Below are 24,009 nucleotides of genomic sequence, written 5' to 3'. Positions count from 1 at the left end.
AGCTGTCCTCTGCTCATCCTTCTGCAACATATTCAGAATTCGTCCCTCTTCCAATCCTTTTGCCTGAAAGTTTCACCAGTGGACCAGCGCTTTGTCCCTCGGCTTGCCTCTTCGGCGGCTGCTCGCTGTCAGCTCTCTCGTGAAAGAGATCGTCCTTATGCAGTTGTATGTCTCATATATCTCATCTATAAATATGGATGATCTATCATGTCTATCAATGACACATTTATACTACCTTAGTTGTGGTTTTTTTGCAATACCCTCAAGAACAAGAAGTTATTTTTGTATGTTTTGCACAATTTTCAGACTCAATTTTTGTTACTATTTTGTCTATCTCCTTTTTTTGCCATGAGAGATCGCAGCAAGTAAAAAGTGGGCGGGAATTTCTCTGTTTCCCACCCTTTTTGCACTCTTTATACGTTGATCTCTGCCTTCACGCCCAGAAGGTCTCTGTTCTTCTCCAGCATAGGACGGACCACATCTGCCAGGTACTTGTCCACCTGCACAGAGGCACGGCCTGTATATTTTGCAGGATCCATAGTCTTTTTCAGCTCATCCAGACTAAGCCCGAAAGCCGGGTCTGCCGCGATCAGCTCCAGAAGGTTGTTCTCCAGTCCCTTCTCTTTCACATTTTTTCCTGCTTCCATGGAGAGCTCCCGGATGCGCTCATGCAGCTCCTGGCGGTCTCCTCCAGCCTTCACAGCGTCCATCATAATGTTCTCTGTAGCCATGAACGGAAGCTCTGCCATAAGGTGCTTCTCGATGACCTTGGGGTAGACTACAAGCCCGTCCACCACGTTCAGGCACAGGTCCAGGATGCCGTCAATGGCCAGGAAGCCTTCCGGCACGCTGAGACGCTTGTTGGCAGAGTCATCCAGCGTTCTCTCAAACCACTGAGTGGCAGAGGTGACAGCCGGATTCAGCGCGTCCACCATGACGTACCTGGAAAGGGAAGCGATCCGCTCGCTGCGCATGGGGTTTCTCTTGTAGGCCATGGCAGAGGAGCCGATCTGGTTCTTCTCAAAGGGCTCTTCCACTTCTTTTAAGTGCTGCAGAAGCCGGATGTCATTGGACATCTTGTGGGCGCTGGCAGCGATCCCCGCCAGCACGTTCAGCACTCTTGTGTCCACTTTCCGTGAATAGGTCTGGCCGGATACCGGATAGCAGGCCTCAAAGCCCATCTTCTTTGCGATCATGGGATCGATCTTGTCGATGGTCTCCTGGTCTCCGTCAAAGAGTTCCAGGAAGCTGGCCTGTGTTCCCGTGGTCCCCTTGGATCCCAGAAGCTTCAGGCTTCCCAGCACGTACTCCAGATCCTCCAGATCCATCATAAACTCCTGGAGCCAGAGCGTTGCCCTCTTTCCTACAGTGGTGGGCTGGGCCGGCTGGAAGTGCGTGAAGGCCAGAGTGGGAAGATCTTTGTACTGTTCAGCAAAATCAGCCAGCTCTGCTATCACGTTCACGATCTTTGTGCGGACCAGTTTCAGGGCCTCGGACATGATGATGATGTCCGTATTGTCCCCCACGTAGCAGGATGTGGCTCCCAGGTGGATGATGCCCTTTGCCTTGGGGCACTGCTGGCCGTAGGCATAGACATGGGACATAACATCGTGGCGCACCAGTTTTTCTCTCTCTTTTGCCACATCGTAATTGATATCGTCCGCGTGGCTCCTCAGTTCCTCGATCTGCTCATCTGTGATAGGAAGTCCCAGTTCCTTCTCCGTCTCCGCCAGGGCGATCCACAGGCGCCTCCAGGTGCGGAATTTCATATCAGGAGAAAAAATGTACTGCATCTCCCTGCTGGCATACCGCTCGGAGAGCGGGCTTACATATCTGTCGTGACTCATAGATTTTCTTTCCTTTCTCTGCTCATAAAAATAGTTTCTGTTCTCTTTCTCTCATTCTAGCACAGCTTCTATTCAAATGCCAGGGAGACATCCCGCCCGGGCACTTCCATGGGATAATTTCCTGTAAAGCAGGCATCACAGTATCCCAGCTCTCCCACCATGTCCTTCAGCTTTTCGATCTCCATGTAGCCGAGGGAGTCTGCTCCGATCATCTCCCGGATCTGCTCTGTCGTGTGGGAGTGCGCGATCAGCTGTTCATTGGAGGGCACATCCGTTCCAAAGTAACAGGGATACAGGAAGGGGGGTGAGCTGATCCTCACATGTACCTCCGTGGCCCCCGCCTTTTTCAGCATGCGGATGATGTTGGCGCAGGTGGTGCCCCGGACGATGGAGTCGTCCACCATGACGATCCTTTTCCCGCGTACTACTTCCGGGATCACGTTCAGCTTGATGCGCACGCTGGACTCCCGCTCGCTCTGTTTTGGCTTGATAAAAGTCCGTCCCACGTAGCTGTTCTTGTGGAAGGCCATCCCCACCGGAATACCGGACTGCTCTGAGTAGCCCCTTGCGGCCACAAGTCCCGAATCCGGAACCCCTACCACAAGATCCGCCTCCACCGGGTAGGACTGGGCCAGCGCCCTGCCGGCTGTGATCCTGGCATGGTACACGTTCACACCGTCCAGGGTGCTGTCCATTCTGGCAAAATAAATATATTCGAAAATGCATCTGGCGTGCCTGGCCGGATCGATGGCCATACTCTTGTCGGAGGAGATGCCGTCCTTTGTGATGGACACGATCTCGCCCGGCTCCACGTCCCGCACAAATTCCGCGTCAACGGCAGCCAGGGCGCAGCTCTCGGAAGCCAGGATATAGGTGTTGTCCCTCTTTCCGATGCACAGGGGCTTCAGGCCGAAGGGATCTCTTGCCCCGATCATCTTTCTGGGCGAGATGACCACCAGTGCGTAGGCCCCCTTTATCTTCTTCATGGCATTTTTCACTGCCCCCTCCACATTGGGCGCCTGCAGGCGCTCTCTGGCAATGTGGTAGGCGATCACCTCCGAGTCGATGGTGGTCTGGAAGATGGCCCCGGTGTGCTCCAGCTCATGCCGCAGCTCCACCGCATTGGTCAGGTTTCCATTGTGGGCGATGGCCAGGACACCTTTCACATAGTTGATGACCAGAGGCATGGCGTTCTCCGCCCTGGATCCCCCTGCCGTGGAGTAACGGACATGGCCCACGCCCAGATTGCCGTGGAGGGCATGGAGGGCTTCCTCGTCAAACACTTCATTGACAAGCCCCAGCCCTTTCTTTGACCGCATCTTCCGCTCTCCGCAGGTGTCTGTCACTGCGATGCCGCAGCTCTCCTGTCCTCTGTGCTGCAGTGCAAAAAGCCCATAATAGACAGTGGGGGCTACATCGCCCCCATCCATATCATAAGCACCGAAAACACCACATTCTTCTCCAAGACCTGTTGTCACTTTTTCAAAGTTATCCATGTATGTTTCTCTCGCTCCTTATCCTCACAGCGCCATGCACCGCAGGCGGGCGCTGCCTGTTGTTTTACATTGTCAGGTTTCCGGGAAATCCCGCTGATTTACCCATAAAAGTATAATACAAGGCGGGGAGAAAAGCAACATTCCTCCCCGCCCGTCAAAGATAAGCACTCATTATTTATTTTCCGGCATATTTATTAGTATTACTAAACAATCAGCCGCGATTTATAAGTTTTCTCCTAATTTTCCAAGGAATTCCTGCATTCTTTCGTTAGAAGAACCAAAAACTTCCTCCGGCGTCCCCTGCTGGGCAATGACCCCCTTGTCCATGAAAATGATCTGATCCGCCACGTTCCTGGCAAAATTCATCTCATGTGTGACAATGACCATGGTCATGTGCTCTGCTGCCAGATCCCGGATGACCTTCAGGATCTCCCCTGTCAGCTCCGGATCCAGGGCCGAGGTGGGCTCATCAAAGAAGAGGATATCCGGATTCATGGCCAGCGCCCTGGCGATGGAGATCCTCTGCTGCTGTCCGCCGGAGAGCTGGTAGGGGTAGGCTTTCTCCTTGTCGGAGAGCCCCATCTTCGCAAGGAGGGCCCTGGCCTCCGCAAAGACCTCCTCCTTATCCCTCTTCTGGACCTTGATGGGAGCGTCCGTAATATTTTTTATAACAGAATAGTGCGGAAACAGATTAAAGTTCTGAAAGACAAGCCCGAAGGTCCCCTCATAGTGTATCTCGCCGCTGTCCGGTGTCTCCAGGCCGGTGGCGCACCGCAGGAGGGTAGACTTTCCCGACCCGGAGGGGCCGATGATGCCCAGCACTTCCCCCTGTCTGACCTGGAGCGAGATGTCTTTCAGCACCTCCAGGCCGTCAAAACTCTTCTTTAAATTGTTAATTTCCAACAGACTCATAACTGCCTCCTTCTCCCTACCGGTAATAACTCATCTTTTTCTCCGCCTGCTCCATGACAAAGGCCACAAGGAGACAGAACACATAGTAGATCAGGGCCGCTATGGCGTAGGGGATCATGTTGGTCTCCCGGGCCGCAAGGGCCTTGGCCTGGTTGAACAGCTCCATGATAGACAGGGTGAAGGCAAGAGATGTGTCCTTCACAAGCGTGATGGCCTCGTTCGTGATGGAGGGCATCACCCGCTTGATGACCTGGGGCAGGATGATCCTCATAAAGGTCTGGGACTTGCTGTAGCCCAGGATCTTGGCCGCCTCATACTGTCCCTGGGGCATGGACTCGATCCCGCCTCTGTATATCTCCGCAAAATAGGCCGCATAGTTGAGAGAAAATCCAAGTATCCAGGCCAGCTGCTTCCAGGTGTCTGTGATCTGCAGTCCAAATAGATAGAAGGGTCCGAAGTAGAAGACCATGAGCTGCAGCATCAGGGGAGTTCCCCTCATAACAGATATGTAAAATTTAAAAAACGAGCGGACAATGATATTTTTCGACATCCTGCCAAAGCACACAAGCATCCCCAAAGGCAGTGACAGCACCAGTGTCACGAAAAAGATCTCCGCCGTCATCACGGTTCCCTCGATCAGAAGGTTCAGCATAACTGAAAATTCCATACCAAAACTCCTCTCCGCCAGTCCGGCAAAACGGGCTGCCCAAAAGGACAGCCCTTTTTGTATATTCTACTTATTTTACTTTCCTATGGTCGTAATGTCCTCACCGAACCATTTCGTGGAGATCTCCGCCATAGTCCCGTCTGCGGCCAGCTCCTCCAGCGCTGTCTGCACCTGATCTCTCACGGCCTCGTTGCCCTTTGCAAAGCCCACGCCGTACTCCTCTGTGGAGATCACATCGTCCAGGATCACAAAGTCCGCATCCCTGGACTCGATCTGGTAGCTCGCCACCACGATATCCATGGCAACAGCGTCCACGACTCCGGACTCAAGCTCCATAAATCCTGTATTGTAATCCGCGATCACCTGCAGGTTGCCGAAGGTGCTGGAAAGCTCCTGGTTGTCCTCCAGCGCCGCCTGGGCGGAGGAGTCTGTCTGTACATCCACTGTCTTTCCTGCCAGATCTTCCGCAGACTCGATGCCGGAATCCGCTCTCACGACAAACACCTGGCTGTTGTCCAGATAGGGATCGGACCATGTGTACTCGTCCTCTCTTCCATTGATGGTGAACCCGTTCCAGATGCAGTCGATGGCTCCGGACTCGAGCATGGCGTCCTTTGCGTCCCAGGCAATCGGTTCCGGGACAAACTCCCATCCCATCTTATCACAGACAGCCTGGGCAAGCTCCAGGTCAAATCCTGTGTACTCTCCGTCCTCGCCCACAAATCCCATAGGCGGGAAATCCTGGTCAAATCCAACAGTAAACGTATCTCCCTCTGCCTTTTCCGTAAATTCTGCCGTGGATGTGCTCTGGCTGTCTGATCCCTCATCCGAGGCCCCGTCAGAGCTGCCGCCGCAGCCTGCCAGCAGGGTCGCCGCTGTCATTGTCAGTGCCATCACAAGTGCCAATCTCTTCTTCATCTCTCATTTCCTCCCGTATGTAACTTTATTATATTAGCAATTTATCAATTGATTACTCTACCACACTAAATTGCTCTGTTATAATAACACACTTATCCACAGCCTGTCAACCGCAGATAAGTGTACTTTCTGTCAGATATTTCCTCTCTGGTATTCCTTTTTCCATCTGCCAAGCTGTTCATCCGAAGCGTCCACCTTCACATTCTCGGCTGCTTTGCGGATCTCTTCTTTCAGCACAGACCCTATGCTCAGATAGACCGGCTCGTTGGAAAGCATCTTCACGTACTGCTCCTGGGGCAGATACCTGTAACAGCAGTAGAGGTAGGCTTTCAGCATTTTCGTGTCCTGGCAGACATTGAATCCCTTCTCGTACATGGCGGCCGCCTCCTCGTAGAGAAGAAGCCTGCCGTAGGCCGAGCCCAGGCATCCGTACACCTGTCCGTAGAACTCCCTGCCCACGGAATCATCCCACTCTTTACTTACAATGGACTGATATACGAGGATAGCCGAGGCCACCTCGCCGGCTTTGAACAGGTTGTCGGCCTTGTACTTCTCCCGCTCCACCTCGTTCTGGTTCTTTAAGTGCTCCAGCACATTGTGGATCCGGGTGATCTCCGAGGAAGAGTAGATGGAGGCGTGGCTCAGTACTGCCAGCAGAAACTGCTCCACCGGCCCGTTCTGATCCAGGATACCTCTCAGCTCATCCGCCAGATCGTACAGTTCCAGCTCCTCCTCCAGCCAGTCGCAGAGCTGCCGGTTAATGATGGTGTAATCCACAAGATAAAGGTTGTTGCAGAAATAATAACACAGCTCTTCTATGGTATAGATCCGCATATGGATCCTGGATATCTCATATGGATGTTTTGCCTTCTTCTTATGACAGAGAATTAAACTGCCCATTGCTTCCTCCTAAGTGAATCGTCTTTTCTACGTGGAAATCCGTGGCCGGGAAAAACTCTCCAAAGCCCGCATCCTTGAAGCTGATCTTACAGGTATACTCATCCAGGAACATGACCTCTATGGTGAGCCGCAGGGCATAGTCCTTCCTCTCCGGAAGTCCGGCAAGAGAGACCGTCTCGGCCTGGAGCTCGCCGCTCCCCAGAGACTCAATATGTATCTCAATATCAGAGGTGTCCTCCAGAAGCACATCCCACTGTCCGTCCGCCTCATACCAGTGAGATCCCCACTGGACGATGGGATACCAGCCTTCTTTGCCGCCCACACGCATACGCAGACAGATCTGGTCTGTCATCTTTGTATTGTCCAGATAAATGGGGCTGTCCTCGTAATCCCTGCATTTTCTGTAGGCTGTATAGCAGGCTCCCCGGCTGTACAGATTGTTTCCAAGGAAAGCCCTGCGGCCATTGCAGAGCACCTTCAGGGAGGCGGGGTACCAGTTGTTCTCAAACCCTTCCCCTGTCAGATAGACAGAGGAGACCACCTTCTTGTCAAACACGCTCTGGATAAAAGACTTAAATCTCTCGTCCGCGTCTTTCGCCTTATCTACATTCAGCACGGGGTAGACAGCCGCCAGCTCCTTCATATGAGCGTTTGCCACCTCATCCACAGCCACAAAGAGCTCGTCGCCCCTGCCCCGCAGTTTCCGCAGGCGCCGCAGCATGTAGGCCCTGATCTCGTTTCTGTCGCAGTAAAAGAGAGCCGCCTCGTACTGCCACAGCTCTTTGGGCTGGTAGAACATGTAGTGACAAAAACTCTCCTTGTAGTCCTGCACGTAGACAGACTCCTTGGGCACGCCCACAAACTGTCCCACGCCCTTGAGCATCTTGCTGATATCAATGTCCGTGTAGGGGACGGAGAAGGTCAGATACTCTATATGACGGAACTGGGCCAGGGCCAGCTGGAAGAATTTGGCCAGCAGCCACACCGCGTCGTGGTTCTTTGCCCCCACACGCACCTTCTCCTGCCGTTTTGCCCGCTCAAACAGATCTGTCACTGTGCAGCCCTCATTGACCGTGGCCAGGCGTTTCGCCTCTCGTCCGTACACCCACTGTTCTCTGTAATATCCGAGGATCAGCGGTATCTGGTAATTGTCCACTGCCGTCTCCAGTGTCTCCGGCTCACTCTTTTCCTCATCGTAAAAGCTGATCTGGCAGTACTGGTCATTCAGTTCAATTCCTAATATGCTTCCGCCTCTCACAGAAAAATTCCTCCTTAATACTTCTCAAAGATCTGCTCAGCCAGATAAAGTTCCTGCTGGTAGGCCCTCATGGCAGCCTCACGCTCCTCCGGCTTCATGGATGACATGGCGTTCAGCCTGCCATACCGGCCGATGGGAGGCACATCCCTTGTCTGTTCCAGCACATGTTCCTCCTGGCTGGCTGTCTTCTTCCCCTGGGACTCCTGGAAGTAGTAGCGCACCAGGTCTCCCTTATAGAGAATAAAATCTTTCACGTAAATGTTTTCATACATGGGAGTCAGGCTCTCGCTCTGGTATCCCAGATCATCCACTCCGTCCTGGCGCATCTTATATACAATGCGCACCTTTCCTCCTCTGGAGGCCCGGTATTCCACCATCGTCCTGTCGTAGAGCTGCGCCTCGCGCAGCCAGCTCTCCGGGTATTTCAGGTAGAAGGGGAAGATGATCTGCTTCTCGCAGAGCTCTCCCAGCACGCCGTGGAGCACTTCCTCCACCTCGTGGCCGTACTCCCTGTCCGAGTAATACCGCAGCAGGGCGATCTTGCATATATCTGCCAGATCCTCCTCCTGGCGGCGCTCGTTGACAATGATCTCAAAAATGGTATGGCCCGTCCTGCGCCCTCTCACCATGTACTCTCTGGAGACGTAGGCCAGATAAGCCTGCTTCAGCCGGAAGTAAGCGTTTCCTCCCAGATAGTACTCGATAAAGATCTCCTCTTCGTCAAACATATCTTCCGAGAACAGCATCTGGGTGATGATCCTCTCTCCCAGCTTCCCGGTCTGGACGCCATATTCTTTGGCCGTCTTCCACAGCTGCTTCATATCCTTTGTGGCGCCGCAGCAGAAGTTAGACAGATAGGTCAGTGTCACCCTGTCGTACTGCTGCCGCTTGAACATCTCAAAACACAGGTAGAGCAGGAAGTCATCCTCCTCGTAGTTGTCCTCCCGGATCCTCCTGCTGCACAGCTGGAACACTTCCTTCTCGTCGAAATCATCGATATCCTTTATATGAAGATTGTCGAATGTCACTTCCTCTTTGGCGCCGTCGCCGCCCCAGCTGTTCATGTGGGACATGTACTTTTTGCACATTTCCAGATATCTGGGCTCGTAGAACATCCGCCTTGTCTCGAAGGCAATGGAATCCGTGTAATGACGTCCGTCCATCCCCTCCCAGATGATCCTGGCTTCCTTGTCGTACAGGTAGACGACCGCTCCCTCCTCGCGGTAGGGCACTCTCTGCTTGATCGTGCCGTCCTTCTCGATGACAAGCACACACTTGAGGCCTCTGACTTTTGTCGTCACTTCATAGGCATAGCAGATATCCCGCATAGCCTCCAGCCTCTCCCCGGTCATCTCCTCCTCGGTGCAGAAGCGCTTGTAAATGATCTTCAGGGACTCGTTGATGTGCCTCTTCACTAGCTGATCCCAGGCGAACTCCACCATCTGCTCCCGGTAGCTGATATACAGATCGCTTGCATACTGCTCATAGGTGATCAGATTGGCGTAGAGGAGGGCCGCCTTTTTGTAGTCCAGATTGTTCCCGTGCATAAAATACAGGAAGATGGATCTGGGCAGGGCCTCCCTGACTCTGTCCTCCTCTATGGTCTCCATATAGTACTCATAGAGCTGGGCAATCTTCAGCTCCGCGTCCACCGCTCTCTGGTACCACACAAAATACCTCTGCTGCATCTTATTTCCCTTGATGAGAAGGGTACAGATGGTGTTCAGGATCATGGGTTCCTTGTACATATCGTAAATCTGCTCCAGTATGTGGAACAGAAGATCGTCATAGTTTTTCTGCTGGCTGGCAAGGTTCGCCGCATAGAGAGCCAGCTCCTTTGTCAGCAGCCGGTATTTTACGGCGAAATTCAGCACGTGGAGCTCAAATTTCCCCAGCTTCTTCAGGAGATTGGTCCTCTCCACAAAGCACTGGTAGGCAATCTGATAAAAGAGCACCTGGTTCGTCTCATACCCGTAAAACTGCTGTTCCAGAACCCGGAGCCTGCGGTAGGCATCCCGATACTGGGGGTCCAGCGTCAGGAGCATGAGAAGCAGCTCACTGGAATCCTGATGACGGAGGTAAGTCTTCCCGATCTCGTCCAGCACTCTCTCCACATGGCTTCCGTTCTTCCTTATGAGGGCTGTCAGGTACAGGTAGTAAGCATTAGTGACAGGGTCTTTGCCGATGGCAAAACGGTTGTAATTATAGTTCTCCAGTATCCACTTTGCCTCCTCGATCCTCTCCCCTCTTATATAGACATGGGCCTGAAAAAGCTGCAGCCCGTCATCCAGAGGCGCATACTGGCGCATCCTCTTTGACTTCTCCACAGCACTGTTTGTCCAGGTGTTCAGATCGATCCGCCCCGCCTCACAGGCGATGTATTCTTTCAGGATCTGGGCCGCCAGGAACTCGATCTCACGGCGGTTCTCATCATAATTTCCATTCTGAAACACTTCCACATCGTAGGAGAGGGTCTCATAGGGGGTGACAAGATAGATCTTGCCAAAATTCCGCCCTGCGTGGAGGTGGTCCGTGTTCACCACAAACTCCAGCTCATACACATTTCCCACAAAATCATCCGTGGTGATCTCCGGTCTGGGAACTGTGATAAATCCGCCCTCTGTCTGGATGTGCACGGGCATAAAGCCCCAGGTGTTCTTGATGACAGTGAAGCTTCCCTTGGTGGCTTCCTTCAGGTCCTCAAAGAGCATACCCTCTCCCTGCAGGGTGAGGAAGATGCACTCTTTCTGCTTGATCCCCACAAGGAACTCCTCCATAGCCTGCTCATCCAGGGCCCACTTGCGCATATTGTCATAGAGATGGAAGGTCCTGGGATTTTCGTATTTGAGCACCTCGTAGAACTCCCGGGAGCGGAACAGCCTCTGTGCCTCAGAGAAATCTTTGATGGCAAGTCGCTTGAAATCATCCGTGCTCTGGACTTTCCCGTAAGTTGTCATAACATAGGGCTTCTCGATGATAGCCGTGAAAGCCACCTCGTACTCGCCTCCGTTGCAGACGACAGAAAACTTTCCCTGCTCCACATGACCGGGACGCAGATTTCTTCCATCGTACTCAAACTTCACCGTGACAGGGTTTCCTTCAAAGCCCTGTTCCACACAGCGCATACGAAAAGAAGACGGATATACGATCCCCCGGATCGCCCCGTCTGTCTGGCTTCTGATCGTAAAACTTCCACGGTACACTTCCCCCTCACCGATGGTAAGGATCAGGCAGGTCTCGTCGAACACGATCTCCGGGCCTGCTGTCTGAAAGTCCCCTTTTGAAAATTTTTTAATTTTATTCTTCAAGCCTTCCACCTCTTCTTGCATCGCTTTTATTAGACATACTATAATAGATTATATCATTACTGCAATCATAATAGCAATGCCGTAATCTGAAAATGTAGAAGAATATACGAGAAACATGGAGGAATACGTATGAAAAACACGAACCGCCCCGCCTTCCACGGCAGTGATCTGGAACAGATCGAGGCATATTACCATATCAAAAAGGAGGACATCATAAGCTTTGGAGCCAATGTCAATCCTCTGGGGCTGTCCCCCTCTGTCAAAAAAGCTCTGGCAGAAAATCTGGATGTCATCAGCCGCTATCCTGACCGGGACTATGTTTCCCTGAAGGCCGCCATCTCTGACTACTGTCAGATCCCCGCCTCCTTTGTCGCCGTGGGAAACGGCTCCACAGAGCTGATCTCTCTGCTCATCAGCCAGCGCCGGGCCCGCCATGCCGTGGTCATCGGCCCCACCTACTCAGAATACCAGCGGGAACTGGCCCTGACAGGCGGGCAGGTCACCGCCTACAATCTGAAAGAAGAGGGCGGTTTTTTACTGGACACCGCGGATCTGCTGCGCTTTCTCCCGGAAGACACAGATCTTGTCATCCTGTGCAACCCCAACAATCCCACCTCCTCCGCCATCAGCCGGGACGATCTCACATCTCTTGTCAGCGCCTGCCGGGAGCGGGACATCTTCGTCATGGTGGATGAGACTTACGCCGAGTTCGCCCCGGATCCGCGCCTGGTCACGGCCATCCCTCTGACTCTTCGCTTTGACAATCTCATGGTCATCCGGGGCGTGTCCAAGTTCTTTGCGGCTCCGGGGCTTCGCCTGGGCTACGGGGTCACTGGAAACCAGGACTTTCTCGCGTCACTCAAGATCCACCAGAACCCATGGAGCGTCAGCAGCATTGCTGCTCTGGCGGGAGAGCTGATGCTGCGGGATACCGGCTACATTGAGAAGACCTGGCAGCTCATAGACTCTGAGCGCACCCGCCTGACTGAGATCCTCTCCGGTTTCCGCCATGCCCGGGTCTACGCCCCCTACGCCAACTTTATCCTGGTGCGGATCCTGAAAGAGGGACTCTCCTCCTTCCAGGTCTTCGAGGCGGCCATCCGTCAGGGCATGATGATCCGGGACTGCTCCTCCTTCGAGAGCCTGCCAGGAGAATACATCCGCTTCTGCGTCATGCTGCCAAAGGACAATGACCGGCTGATGAAGTGCCTGGCAGAGCTGCTTGCCTGACGGACACCGGACGATATAGAACGGGGCCGGACAGCTTTTTACCGCTGTCCGGCCCCGTATATTTTTAATATTTATCCTTTTACATCCTCGAAAATCCGGTCTTTTAGAAGGGTGTCCCGATCATATTGTAGGGCGTCACCTGGTACACGTAGTAATTCAGCCAGTTTGTGTACAGATTGTTCCCGTGGGCCCTCCATGTCAGAAGCGGCCTGTTCTGGGGATCATTGTCCGGGTAATAGTTCTCCGGGATCTCAATGGGCAGTCCCTTGGCAAGATCCCTCTTGTACTCCCCGTCCAGCGTAACCCTGTCGTACTCCGGATGCCCCATGACAAAGATCTGCCGGCCATCCTGGGCCATGGAGAGGAAGGCACCTGCCTTTTTGGACTCTGCCAGGATGGTGATCCTTCCGTCCTGCCGGATCTTCTCCGCCGGTACATCTGTGTGCCTGGAGTGAGGCGCCAGAAAGACATCGTCAAACCCTCTCACCAGGGGGATCTTCCGATTCAGCACTTTGTGGTTGAAGACGCCGAACAGCTTTTTCTCCAGAGGCACTTTGTTGATCCCGTAGTGGTAGTAGAGGGCTGCCTGGGCTCCCCAGCACAGGTGAAGGGTGGAGGTCACATTGGTCTTCGTCCACTCCATGATCTGGGTCAGTTCCTCCCAGTAGTCCACTTCCTCAAAGGGCATCTGCTCCACCGGGGCGCCGGTAATGATAAATCCGTCAAATTTCTGGTCCTTTACCTCATTAAAGGGCAGATAGAATTTATTCAGATGGCTGGTGGAGGTGTTCTTGGACTCGTGGCTGGACACGTTGATGAACACCACGTCTATCTGCAGAGGTGTGTTGGACAAGGACCGCAGGATCTGAAGCTCTGTGTCCTCCTTGAGCGGCATCAGATTCAGAAGCCCGATGCGGATGGGCCTGATATCCTGGTGGGTGGCACGGTGATCGTCCATCACAAATATATTCTCCTGCTCCAATATCTCTTTTGCTGGCAGGTCATTCTGTACTCGAATTGGCATAGTCTCTTCTCCTTTAACTTTTATCTGCTATGGTTTGTCTGGGCCTGTCTTCTCTTCTGCTTCCCCGTCGTCCCGGGGAGCCTTGTCTCTGTGTATATAGGTGCCTTCATCGTCCACATAGCTCAGCTCATCATAATAGTCAGACTGAACAGGGAGATCTTTTTTCTCCAGCCGCCTGTTGACAATACTCTGGATGATATAGTAGATCACTGCAAAGGTGGGCACACCCATGAGCATTCCCGGGAATCCGAACAGTCCACCTCCCAGAAGGATGGAGAAAATAACCCAGAAAGCGGAAAGCCCTGTGCTGTTTCCAAGGATCTTAGGTCCAATGAAATTGCCGTCCAGCTGCTGCAGAAGAAAGATAAAGATAATAAAATACACACCCTTCAGCGGATCTGCGAGCATGATCAGGAGGGCAGATGGGATCGCTCCTATGTAGGGGCCGAAAAACGGGATCACATTGGTCACGCCCACGATCACGCTGACCAGCACCACATACGGCATCTTGAGTATGGAAATGCCGATAAAGCACAGCACTCCGATGATGGCGGAGTCGATGATCTTCCCGATGATAAACCCTCCGAAGATCTCGTTGCTCTTTCTTGTCAGGTGAAGGATAGCGTTGGCGTTCCTGCTGGAAAATGCCGCGTAGACGGTCTTCTTTGTCTGGGACACAAATTTCTCTTTGCTGAACAGCACATACACCGAGACGATGATGCCGATCAGCACGTTAAAGACTTCGCTGAGGAAGCTGATCACTCCCTCTGTCAGGCTGGCCATCAGGTCGTTGATCCGGGCCAGAAGGTCTGTGCGCAGCCAGTTCTGCAGCATGTCTGTTCCTTCACTGAGTGCCCTCTTTATGATATCCCCGATGGCTGAATCATCAGCGTAGATCCGGTTCAGCTGTTTTCCCAGGCCGTTCAGCTGCCCCGGCAGGGTCATGATCAGGTCCCGGATACTCTTGTACAGCTCCGGTATCAGCATATTAAACAGGGCCGCGATCAGAAAGAGCAGGAACACCACCGCCAGGGCGATGCCGGCTGCCCGTGAGAACTTCTCCGCCTTCTCGTCATTTTTCATTTTCCTCTTCAGTGCGGGGACGAGATGGCGGTCCACCTGCTTTACAATAGGATTCAGCAGGTAGGCGATGACGAGCCCGTACAGGATCGGCTTCAGCACATCTACTACTGTCCACATCACATCCGTCAGATTGGTGGCCCGGAGCAGCGCAAAATAAAACATGATGCCGGCTGCCACCACGAGGAAATAGGTAATTCCCCTGCCGAACTGCTGCCGGATCCAGGATGTCCCCCTGCCGCTCCTTGCCCTGTCCTTGTTCTCTCTTTCTGTCTCCTTCTCTGTCATATCCATCATTCCTTTTCCATTCTGCGCATATAAATCATTATATCAATGCCCTTCTGAAAAAGCAACGAAGAAAGGAAGGACATTGCTGTATGCTGTCCTTCCTCTCTCTTTCCTGTTCTGTTATCCTGTGCGCGTCGTCTTCTATCCGCACTGATCTTATTCGTCTCAGCAGGTAAATGTGGCGCACTCTGTCTGACTGCTCTGACTGGCATTTCCGCCCTCCACGCTGATCTTTCCGGCATGGCACTGGCAGTTGTCGTTGTACTTGCACTGAACGGCCTGGCAGTCCACACAGCTGCAGGCTGAAGCGCTTGCCGCGCTGTCAGTCATTCCCATGCCGGATGCTCCGCTGTAGGAATTGCTGTAGGAGCTGCCGGATGCATTCGTCTGGGCGTTTCCTCTCTCCTGGAAACTGTCACAGCAGGTCTCGTCCGCTCTTTTTGCAGAGTTTCCTCCCACCTGGATCTTGTCCAGGGTACAGTAGTAATTCTGGTTGTGCATGCAAGTCTGCACTGTGCACTTCAATTCTGGCATTGATACTACCTCCTTTATCCGTTTATCGGAAATAGTATCTGCACTTTTTTGAAAAATATTCTGGCTTTTACTTCTCCTGTCCCATGACTCCCACAAAGAGCGCATGGATATCGGGATAGTCTTTCTTCAAGGATACAGGGCGCCCCTTTTCATTTAAAAAACAATGCTTTGTCAGCCCCCGGCAGTGGACCATGCCGGTGTTCTCATCTGTCACCTCATACTCCAGAGTCAGCTTGATGCCGTTGTACTCCTTCATCCTGGTTCGGATGGACACGGTGTCCCCAAAGCGGACCATACGCAGATAGTCCGCCTCTACGCCCAGGACGGGGCTGGCTATCCCCAGCTCCTCCATCCGGTCATACCCCATGCCCATCTGCTCCATAAGGTCGACCCTGGCCTCTTCAAACCACCGGATATAGTTGGAGTGATGAACGACTCTCATCTGATCCGTCTCATAGTACTGCACTTTATGTATGTATTTCTGTATCTCTCTCATTATCTCTCACTCCCTCTTATGGATCCGGTGTCCGGATGCTGCCCCGACCAGCCGGTCTGGGGCATGGTTCCCAGCCTGTACATATCCTCCTCTTCTATCTCAAACCCGAACACATCCTGATTCTGCTTCATCCTCTCCATGGCGGAGGACTTAGGCAGGGGCACGACGCCCCTCTGGATGGAATAGCGGATACACAGCTGCGCCACAGAGACGCCGTAGCGGCCCGCCATCTCCTGCAGCATCTCATTGTCCAGGAGGGCTCTCCTTCCAATGGGGCTCCAGGCCTGTACCAGGATTCCCTTTTCCTGACAGTACCGGACCGTCATCTCCTGGGTGTAGCCGGGGTGGAACTCGATCTGGTCCACCGCCGGACGGACACGGCAGTCCTCCAGCAGGTTCTCAATGTGGTGGGGAAGGAAGTTGCTCACGCCGATGGCTCTGACCTTTCCCTCCTCGTACAGTTCCTCCAGCCCCTTCCATGTCTCTTTGTCCAGCTGTTTCCAGTCCTCGTATCCTTCCTCAGGCAGGGGCCAGTGGATCAGATAGAGATCCAGGTAATCTGTCTCCAGCATCTCCAGAGACTGCCGGAAGGCTTTTTTAACATTCTCATATCCCATCTGGGTCTTCCACGCCTTTGAGGTGATAAAAAGCTCCTCCCTGGGAATGCCGCTTCGCCGCACGGCCTCCGCCAGGTACTCCTCCGTTCCGTAGAAGGAGGCCGTGTCAAAATACCGGTACCCGGCTTCAATGGCCATTTCTATTATATCCGCGCTCTTACCGTCCGCCGCCTTGTAGGTGCCGTAGCCAAGGCAGGGATTTTTCACTCCGTTGTTTAACGTGTAGCAGTCGTACATATTCTTCATCATTTCTCTCCTTTATCTGAAAATCCACATCTTCCAGACCGCAAAGAACTCTCTTACCGCATAGTTAAGGAACAGTACTGCGCTGCTGGAAGCCGGGATGGCCCGGGGATTTTTATAACCTGTTCTCCTGGCATACTCCTTGGCCCTGTACATGTGGAAGTTGTTGGTCACAACTCCAACCGGCTCTGTCTTGTCCGGTATGAAGGCGCTGGAGAAGGCAAAGTTCTCCCTGGTGGACGTAGAACGGTCCTCCTTTAGGATCCGCTCCGGGCTGATCCCTTTTGCCCGCAGATACGCCTCCATCGCCCCCGCCTCGGTGATCGCCTCCCCTTTTCCCATGCCGCCGGACACGATCACCGCCGTACCTGGATGAGACTCCAGATAAGTGACCGCCGCCTCCAGGCGGCGGCTCAGGGAGCCTGCCACTTTCGTTCCCTGGATATGGGCCCCGAGGACGATGATAAAGGGACAGTCTGCCTCCCGATCCGGGCGCATCCCCAGAAGGATCCGCATCTCCACCACCGCAAATACAAAAAGGGCAATGGAAAAAGAACTCTCCACTGCCAGTTCCAGCCAGGAAGGCCCCGCAAGGGCGGCCGCATGTCCCAGAAGACACACGGCCCCGGCCCCTGGCCAGAACCAGGCAAAGGTAGATTTCCACTTTCCCATCGCCATACAGATGATCAGATAATATGCCAGACAGAAAACCGCTGCTGCCAGTATCATCTTATCTTCCGCAGCAGTGTTTGTATTTCTTTCCGCTTCCGCAGGGGCAGGGATCATTGCGCCCGATCTTCTTCGGCTTGCGGATCGTGCCTGACTCCTTCTGCTCTTTGTAGAGAGCCTTTCTCTCCTCCTCGGTGAAAATAGCATCCCACTGGGGAAGATTGTAAAGCCAGTCAGCCTTGGCGGCCACCATGTTCTTATATAACAGGGCTTTGTCGTACACAAGGTTTACCTGTGTATCCTCGTCCATGGTCTCAATGGGGTTTGGCACCTTCAGGCTCTCGTCAATGCCATCCAGAAAGCCCACCATCGTCATAACGCTGTGTCCGAATCTGTCTGCCAGCTCTTTGACTGTGCCGCGGACTTCCTCCTCCGGGTTGGAGAGCAGTTTCTCATAGATCTCCTTCTCGATCTGGAAATAGGAAGCCCAGAACTTCTGAAGCTGGCCTCTGTCTGCCTTCTCATTGTAAGCGGTAGCCCGCCACTGTTCCAGTAATGTACTCATTTTTATACTCCTTTGTGCTCCTGCCTGCGCAGGTTTTTTTCTGTGCAAGCCCTATTATATACTATTTTCCCCGATTTTCAAAGAGGATGGATTTGATTTTTTAACTGTTTCCCTATATAATACTGGAATACAGCAATATGTTTCTGAAAGGAGTCTTCTCATATGGAAAAGATCAGGCGGATCCTGGCAGCCTGCGGGGCTGTTCTTCTCCTCGCCATGTACGGCAGCACGCTCTTCTTCGCCATCACTGACCATTCACAGACAATGGGTCTTCTGAAAGCCTCCATTGCATGTACCTTTATCATCCCTGTCCTTCTGTACGCCTACACACTCGTGTACAGGAACATCCAGAACAGCCGCCCGGCCTCCGGCGAGGAGAGCGCCTGTGAAGATATGACGGATCTGGCAGGGGAAGAAGATCCCGGCAGTGATCAGACGTAAAGTCCGGCCCACATCCAGGCCGGGCTTTTTTCTTTTACCTGACCTTTTCTACTCTGCTGCGCCTCTTTTATCTTCTGTCTCTTATTTAAGTACTCTTCCATGGAAATTGCTTCCTGGCTGATGTCTTTTCTCTCGCTGTTTCTCATGCTGCATACCTCCACTTCTATTTATTTATACTCCATACTCCGATTTCCCGGCTTTATTATTATATTGCCGGTTTTCTGTTTTTATGACTTTTTCTGCTATGCTGTTACTATACTTCACAAATGTGTCTTCTGTATGGAGAGAAGCTAAAATAAAAGTAAGGAATTTCTTAAAAAAATATTGTCACTCCTCCTCGAGAGAATGCTTTTTCTTTATAACAACCGTCTCGTCATAGCAGGCAAAGATCCTGTCAATATGTTCTCCGGAGGGCTTGGGTGTCAAAAGGCTTACCACCGGCACAATGATCATGCCTGCCACCATCGCCAGCGCACCTGCATTGATAGGCGAGTCAATATATCCTATGAGCATGTTGGACACAGTAATGCCTATCCCTGCCGCAAAACTGGCCCACACAGACATCCTTGTCGTCCGCTTCCAGTACAGGCCATACAGGAAGGGCGCCAGGAACGCACCTGCCAGAGCGCCCCAGGAAATTCCCATGAGCTGTGCGATAAAGGCCGGGGGATCCAGAGCCAGCACAACAGACAGGAGGATAAAGAACACGATCAGAAGCTGCATGACTATGATCTGCCCTCTCTCGCTCATCTTCTTCATCACCGTATCCTTCAGGAAATCCAACGTCAGCGTGGAGCTGGACGTAAGAACCAGGGAAGACAGGGTAGACATGGACGCGGACAGCACAAGGATCACCACAATGCCCACCAGAATGTCCGGAAGCCCTGACAGCATAAAGGGGATAATACTGTCGTACACAACCGATCCGTCTGTCCCGTAGATCTCCGGCGAATCAAAGAGCCTCCCAAAGCCTCCCAGGAAGTAGCATCCGCCGGACACGATGATGGCGAACACTGTGGAGATAATGGTGCCGGTCTGAATGGACTTCTCATCCCGGATGGTGTAGAACTTGTGGATCATCTGGGGCAGTCCCCACGTCCCCAGGGAAGTCAGGATCACCACACCCAGCAGATTCAGCGGGTCCGGTCCAAAGAAGGAGGTGAAGGCGCCGGGCTGCCCCATCGTCACTTCCACGTCACTTGGAATCTGGGCCATCTTTCCCACTGCCTCCATGAAACCTCCCTGTCCTGCCAGCACTGCCGCAATGACTGCCACAATGCCGGCCAACATGATGATTCCCTGTATAAAGTCATTGATGGCTGTGGCCATGTAGCCTCCCAGGATGACGTACACGGCTGTGATCACTGCCATGAGGATAACGCACCAATGGTAGGGAATGTTGAAAGCCATCCCGAAAAGCCTGGAAAGCCCGTTGTAGATGGACGCCGTGTAAGGTACAAGAAAGATAAATACAATGGCGGACGCCGCAATCTTCAGTCCCCGGCTCCCGTATCTCTCCCCGAAAAAGTCCGGCATGGTCCTGGAGCCAAGGTGCTGGCTCATGACCCGTGTCCGCCTCCCCAGGATGACCCAGGCGAGAAGGCTGCCAATGACCGCGTTTCCTATCCCGATCCAGGTGGAGGCGAGGCCGTATTTCCACCCGAACTGTCCGGCATACCCCACAAACACGACTGCTGAGAAATAGGAGGTTCCGTAGGCGAAAGCTGTCAGCCACGGTCCCACTGACCGCCCTCCCAGCACAAATCCGTCCACACTGCCTGCATGTCTTCTGGCATAGATCCCCACTGCCACCATTACCACAAAAAACAACAGCAGGATCGTAAGCTTGATGATCATTTTTGTTTCCTCCTTTTCTCTGCACTTCCTTTTTTCTACACCACTTTAAACCGTAACGCTTTAAAGCACTAAATCATTTCTCTAAAAGAATACCACAGTGCAGCGCGCCCTGTCAACTGCAAAATAAGTAAAAAAGCCCCACAGGCATTGACCTGTGGGGGCAAAACATAACATCTTTTTGAGGCTGCTCCTTCGCGAACCTGCTATTTATTTCTGTAGATAATATCTTTTCTTCCCGGTCCGTTGGAGATCATAGTAATCGGATAGCCGATCTCCTTCTCGATAAACTCGATGTAATTCCGGCAGTTCTCCGGGAGATCCTCGTACTTCTTGATGCCCCGGATATCGCATTTCCATCCCGGCAGCGTCTCAAGAACCGGTTTTGCTTTCTCCAGAAGATGTGTGGTGGGGAAGTCTTTTGTCACTTTTCCATCGATCTCGTAACCTACGCAGACAGGGATCTCATCCAGATATCCCAGCACATCCAGCACTGTGAACGCCACGTCTGTGGTTCCCTGCAGCCTGCAGCCGTACCTGGAAGCAACACAGTCAAACCATCCCATACGCCTCGGACGTCCTGTCGTGGCGCCGAACTCTCCGCCGTCTCCTCCGCGTCTTCTCAGCTCATCTGCCTCCTCGCCGAAGATCTCGCTGACAAAAGCGCCGGCTCCCACTGCGCTGGAGTAGGCCTTGCAGACAGTGATGACCTGCTTGATCTCATAGGGCGGGATGCCGGCTCCGATGGCGCCGTATCCTGCCAGTGTGGAGGATGATGTGACCATGGGGTAGATACCGTGATCCGGATCCTTCAGGGAGCCAAGCTGTCCCTCGAGAAGGATCTCCTTTCCTTCCTTCAGCGCATTGTAAAGGAAGAGAGACACATCACACACATAGGGTTCGATCATCTCTTTGTATTCTTTCAGTTCTTTATAAAGGTCAGCAGGATCGATCAATGGCTTATGGTACAGATGTTCCAGCAGTACGTTTTTCTGCTCTGCAACGCGGACCGTCTTCTCTTTCAGCAGCTCGTCATCGAAAAGCTCACTTACCTGGAAGCCGATCTTGGCATATTTGTCTGAGTAGAAAGGAGCGATCCCGGACTTTGTGGATCCGAAGGATTTTCCGCCCAGCCTCTCCTCCTCGTACGCATCAAAATTTTTGTGGTAGGACATCACGATCTGCGCCCTGTCGGACACAAGGATCTTTGGCATGGGAACTCCCTTTTCCACGATGGACTGGATCTCACCGAAAAGGCGCGGAATGTCCAGAGCAACTCCGTTGCCGATAATACTTGTCGTGTGACTGTAGAACACGCCGGAAGGCAGTGTGTGCAGCGCAAATTTGCCATAGTCATTTATGATGGTGTGTCCTGCATTGGCGCCTCCCTGAAAGCGGATGATTATATCCGCGCTCTCGCCAAGCATGTCGGTAATCTTTCCCTTACCTTCATCGCCCCAGTTGGCACCTACTACTGCTTTTACCATATCCATTCCTCCTGTGTATCATTTACATTACTGGCTCACAAACAGCCATATGCATTATACTATATTTTCCCCTCAATGTACAATACTATTTTCCCGAAGCCACCTACATAAGGGGAGCAAAGAGCCTAAGCACCTGTCCTGTGATCTTGGAGAACAAACTCCTGTTACGCAGCTCCACAAGGCTCACCTTGTGGCACTTCATAAGCGTCTCCTGGAAATCTCTCTCCACCCGGTCCACCACGGAGTTGTTATAGATGAACACCCCGCACTCGAAATGCAGGTAAAGGCTCCTGTAGTCCAGGTTGATGGTGCCCACGGTGGCCGTGTCATCGTCTGACACGAAAACTTTGGCGTGGACAAACCCCGGCTTGTACTCGTAGATCTGCACGCCCGCGCGGATCAGTTCCCGGTAGTAGGTCTTGGCCACCACGAAGGCATACCACTTGTCCGGGATGTGGGGCATGATGATGATCACCTCGATGCCGCTCTTGGCCGTCCTTGTCAGGGTGGTGATCATCTCGTTGTCCAAAATGAGATAGGGGGTCATAATATGCACGTACTTTTTCGCGTGATTCAGTATATGGAAATATACTTCCTCCCCCACATTTTCATTGTCAAAGGGGCTGTCTCCGTAGGGCAGCACGTACCCCAGCTCCCGCCTGAGCCCCTGGCGTCTCGGCGTGAGATAGCGGGTATAGTGCTCCTCCTCTTTCTCGTCCACATTCCACATCTGCAAGAAGAGCATAGTGAGGCTCTGGACCGCGTCCCCCTTCAGCATGACAGCTGTATCCTTCCAGTGTCCGAAGCGCTCTTTACGGTTGATGTACTCATCTCCCAGATTGATGCCGCCTGTGAAGCCCACTCTCCCGTCGATCACGCAGATCTTGCGGTGATCCCTGTTGTTCTGCACCGTAGACAGGAAAGGCCTGATGGGGTTCATCATCTTGCACCGGATCCCTTTTCGCTCCAGCTCCTGGGGATACTCGTAGGGAAGATTGGAGATGGCGCAGGTGCCGTCGTACATGAACCGCACTTCCACTCCCTCCCTGGCCTTCTGCACGAGGATCTTCAGGATGGTGTCCCACATATATCCCTTCTCCACGATAAAATATTCCATGAAAATGTATTTCCGCGCTTTTTTCAGCTCAGGAACCAGCGCCTCAAATTTATCCTCCCCAAGAGGGAAGTAGGTCACCTCCGTGTTGCGGTATGTGGGGAATCCCATGTGATGGGCCAGATAGTAGGCCAGGTTGGCATTGGCCGGCTTGCTGGCACGCAGAGCGTCCACCACGTCCATATCCTGCATCATATAGGGATCTGTCTCTATCTTCAGGGTTGCCAGCCTCTTTCCCATCCAGCGGACGCCCACCTGACTCTTCACATATATATAAAACAATGTGCCCACTGCAGGAAAAGCCATGACGCAGAGCATCCACGTCATCTTGAACGCGGGGTTGCCCTCTGCGTTGATGATGTAGATCAGCACCACGACTCCTACTACCCTGAGCGTACCGTTGATAAACAGTGCGTATGACTGTAGCAGATTGGTTGTCACTATAAAAAGTCCAAGCTGTATCAGGATCAGAAGAAGAATAAATCCTGTACGGCTGAATATGATCCTGGAAAGTCCTGATTTCGCCTTTCCCGGTTCGTTCTTTCCCATAAAGTCCTCCTTATCTTGTCTGACGCAATATAGTGTAACACACTTTCCTGCCCTCTACAACCGGACGCATGCCCTGAATTTCGCCAGTATTTGCATGTTTCCCCTTTCTTTTTTTGTTCAAAAGTATTACAATGTATCATATCATACACGCAGTCTGCAGAAAGGAGTCATGGATATGTCTAAATGGATAAAACGCGTGCTTGGTCTGGCTGCTGTAGGAAGCGCCGCTGCCGGACTTTACTATTATCTGAAAAAATCTTCTTCAGATAACACAGATGACGATATGGATGATTTTGAGGATGAGGATTTTGATCTCGACAACGACCTGAAGCCTGTAGGCGACAGGGAGTATGTGCCCCTCAACACATCTCCCAAGGGCGGCAGCGATGCCGGGGAGGCGGACGCGGAGGAAGAGGCCACTGCAGAACCATCCGCAGACGAGGATAAAAAAGACGCATAAAACGTCCTGTCAAAACAGGCATAACAGAAGCGGGAAACCCCCGGATGATCTG

Annotated in this window: 22 protein-coding genes and 1 riboswitch; of the genes, 3 read left to right on the top strand and 19 right to left on the bottom strand. The window is 52.7% G+C overall.

Annotated elements, in window-relative coordinates; translation table 11 throughout:
* Window positions 1–41: 41 nt before the first annotated feature.
* Window positions 42–152: riboswitch (glycine riboswitch) on the bottom strand.
* 261 nt (window positions 153–413) lie between these two features.
* The 8 genes from purB to Q5911_RS04750 all read right to left on the bottom strand — a co-directional run bounded on the left by purB (window position 414) and on the right by Q5911_RS04750 (window position 11,306).
* The gene (gene purB, locus Q5911_RS04785; RefSeq protein WP_076777226.1) at window positions 414–1,847 is read right to left on the bottom strand and encodes an adenylosuccinate lyase; all 1,434 of its coding nucleotides are present in this window, start codon (window positions 1,845–1,847) and stop codon (window positions 414–416) included.
* 68 nt (window positions 1,848–1,915) lie between these two features.
* On the bottom strand, window positions 1,916–3,343 hold the full coding sequence (gene purF, locus Q5911_RS04780; protein ID WP_076777225.1) for an amidophosphoribosyltransferase: 1,428 nt from the start codon (window positions 3,341–3,343) through the stop codon (window positions 1,916–1,918).
* Between the two features lie 222 nt (window positions 3,344–3,565).
* Entirely contained in the window at window positions 3,566–4,255 is a 690-nt protein-coding gene (locus Q5911_RS04775; protein ID WP_076777224.1) for an amino acid ABC transporter ATP-binding protein, read from the bottom strand.
* 16 nt (window positions 4,256–4,271) lie between these two features.
* The gene (locus Q5911_RS04770; protein WP_281724581.1) at window positions 4,272–4,922 is read right to left on the bottom strand and encodes an amino acid ABC transporter permease; all 651 of its coding nucleotides are present in this window, start codon (window positions 4,920–4,922) and stop codon (window positions 4,272–4,274) included.
* 75 nt (window positions 4,923–4,997) lie between these two features.
* Window positions 4,998–5,840, bottom strand: a complete 843-nt coding sequence (locus Q5911_RS04765) for an amino acid ABC transporter substrate-binding protein (RefSeq protein ID WP_303181382.1) — start codon at window positions 5,838–5,840, stop codon at window positions 4,998–5,000.
* 132 nt (window positions 5,841–5,972) lie between these two features.
* Entirely contained in the window at window positions 5,973–6,740 is a 768-nt protein-coding gene (locus Q5911_RS04760) for a hypothetical protein (protein WP_303181381.1), read from the bottom strand.
* Window positions 6,715–7,998, bottom strand: coding sequence for a DUF5716 family protein (locus tag Q5911_RS04755; protein WP_303181380.1), 1,284 nt, complete (start codon window positions 7,996–7,998; stop codon window positions 6,715–6,717). Before Q5911_RS04755 ends, Q5911_RS04760 begins: the two co-directional genes overlap by 26 nt.
* Before the next feature lie 14 nt (window positions 7,999–8,012).
* The gene (locus tag Q5911_RS04750) at window positions 8,013–11,306 is read right to left on the bottom strand and encodes a DUF5717 family protein (RefSeq protein ID WP_303181378.1); all 3,294 of its coding nucleotides are present in this window, start codon (window positions 11,304–11,306) and stop codon (window positions 8,013–8,015) included.
* A gap of 129 nt (window positions 11,307–11,435) precedes the next feature.
* On the opposite strand from Q5911_RS04750, the gene Q5911_RS04745 reads away from it, so the two are divergent.
* Complete coding sequence (locus Q5911_RS04745; RefSeq protein WP_303181377.1) at window positions 11,436–12,536, top strand: pyridoxal phosphate-dependent aminotransferase; 1,101 nt, start codon at window positions 11,436–11,438, stop codon at window positions 12,534–12,536.
* A gap of 103 nt (window positions 12,537–12,639) precedes the next feature.
* Here the strand turns inward: Q5911_RS04745 and metA are convergent, their stop codons facing one another.
* The 7 genes from metA to Q5911_RS04710 form a co-directional block, all read right to left on the bottom strand.
* Entirely contained in the window at window positions 12,640–13,560 is a 921-nt protein-coding gene (gene metA, locus Q5911_RS04740; protein WP_303181375.1) for a homoserine O-acetyltransferase MetA, read from the bottom strand.
* A 27-nt stretch (window positions 13,561–13,587) separates the two neighbouring features.
* Entirely contained in the window at window positions 13,588–14,928 is a 1,341-nt protein-coding gene (locus tag Q5911_RS04735) for an AI-2E family transporter (protein WP_331591762.1), read from the bottom strand.
* A 165-nt stretch (window positions 14,929–15,093) separates the two neighbouring features.
* Window positions 15,094–15,462 (bottom strand): DUF1540 domain-containing protein, encoded by a 369-nt coding sequence (locus Q5911_RS04730; protein WP_226395213.1) that lies wholly within the window; start codon window positions 15,460–15,462, stop codon window positions 15,094–15,096.
* A gap of 67 nt (window positions 15,463–15,529) precedes the next feature.
* Window positions 15,530–15,958, bottom strand: coding sequence for an acyl-CoA thioesterase (locus tag Q5911_RS04725; protein WP_076777205.1), 429 nt, complete (start codon window positions 15,956–15,958; stop codon window positions 15,530–15,532).
* Window positions 15,958–16,824 (bottom strand): aldo/keto reductase, encoded by an 867-nt coding sequence (locus Q5911_RS04720; RefSeq protein WP_331591760.1) that lies wholly within the window; start codon window positions 16,822–16,824, stop codon window positions 15,958–15,960. The genes Q5911_RS04725 and Q5911_RS04720 overlap by 1 nt, the downstream gene beginning before the upstream one ends.
* 9 nt (window positions 16,825–16,833) lie before the next feature.
* Window positions 16,834–17,547 carry a YdcF family protein gene (locus tag Q5911_RS04715; protein WP_303181370.1) on the bottom strand — a complete coding sequence of 238 codons (714 nt, stop codon included), beginning with the start codon at window positions 17,545–17,547 and terminating at the stop codon, window positions 16,834–16,836.
* A gap of 1 nt (window position 17,548) precedes the next feature.
* Window positions 17,549–18,052 (bottom strand): SEC-C metal-binding domain-containing protein, encoded by a 504-nt coding sequence (locus Q5911_RS04710; protein ID WP_076777203.1) that lies wholly within the window; start codon window positions 18,050–18,052, stop codon window positions 17,549–17,551.
* 162 nt (window positions 18,053–18,214) lie between these two features.
* Here Q5911_RS04710 and Q5911_RS04705 point away from each other — a divergent pair, with 162 nt between their 5' ends.
* The gene (locus Q5911_RS04705; RefSeq protein WP_076777202.1) at window positions 18,215–18,493 is read left to right on the top strand and encodes a hypothetical protein; all 279 of its coding nucleotides are present in this window, start codon (window positions 18,215–18,217) and stop codon (window positions 18,491–18,493) included.
* Here the strand turns inward: Q5911_RS04705 and Q5911_RS04700 are convergent.
* The 4 genes from Q5911_RS04700 to cls form a co-directional block, all read right to left on the bottom strand.
* Window positions 18,484–18,639, bottom strand: coding sequence for a hypothetical protein (locus tag Q5911_RS04700; RefSeq protein WP_173829252.1), 156 nt, complete (start codon window positions 18,637–18,639; stop codon window positions 18,484–18,486). The genes Q5911_RS04705 and Q5911_RS04700 overlap by 10 nt on opposite strands.
* A gap of 181 nt (window positions 18,640–18,820) precedes the next feature.
* Entirely contained in the window at window positions 18,821–20,350 is a 1,530-nt protein-coding gene (locus Q5911_RS04695) for a sodium:solute symporter family protein (RefSeq protein ID WP_303181362.1), read from the bottom strand.
* 203 nt (window positions 20,351–20,553) lie between these two features.
* Window positions 20,554–21,834, bottom strand: a complete 1,281-nt coding sequence (locus Q5911_RS04690) for an adenylosuccinate synthase (RefSeq protein WP_076777200.1) — start codon at window positions 21,832–21,834, stop codon at window positions 20,554–20,556.
* A 103-nt stretch (window positions 21,835–21,937) separates the two neighbouring features.
* Window positions 21,938–23,497, bottom strand: coding sequence for a cardiolipin synthase (gene cls / locus Q5911_RS04685; RefSeq protein WP_076777199.1), 1,560 nt, complete (start codon window positions 23,495–23,497; stop codon window positions 21,938–21,940).
* Between the two features lie 175 nt (window positions 23,498–23,672).
* Here cls and Q5911_RS04680 point away from each other — a divergent pair, with 175 nt between their 5' ends.
* Complete coding sequence (locus Q5911_RS04680; RefSeq protein ID WP_303181358.1) at window positions 23,673–23,957, top strand: hypothetical protein; 285 nt, start codon at window positions 23,673–23,675, stop codon at window positions 23,955–23,957.
* Window positions 23,958–24,009 lie beyond the last annotated feature (52 nt).

Source organism: Lachnoclostridium phocaeense, from assembly GCF_959599685.1.
Taxonomy (GTDB): domain Bacteria; phylum Bacillota; class Clostridia; order Lachnospirales; family Lachnospiraceae; genus Claveliimonas; species Claveliimonas monacensis.
This window is presented reverse-complemented; position numbering and strand designations above follow the sequence as displayed.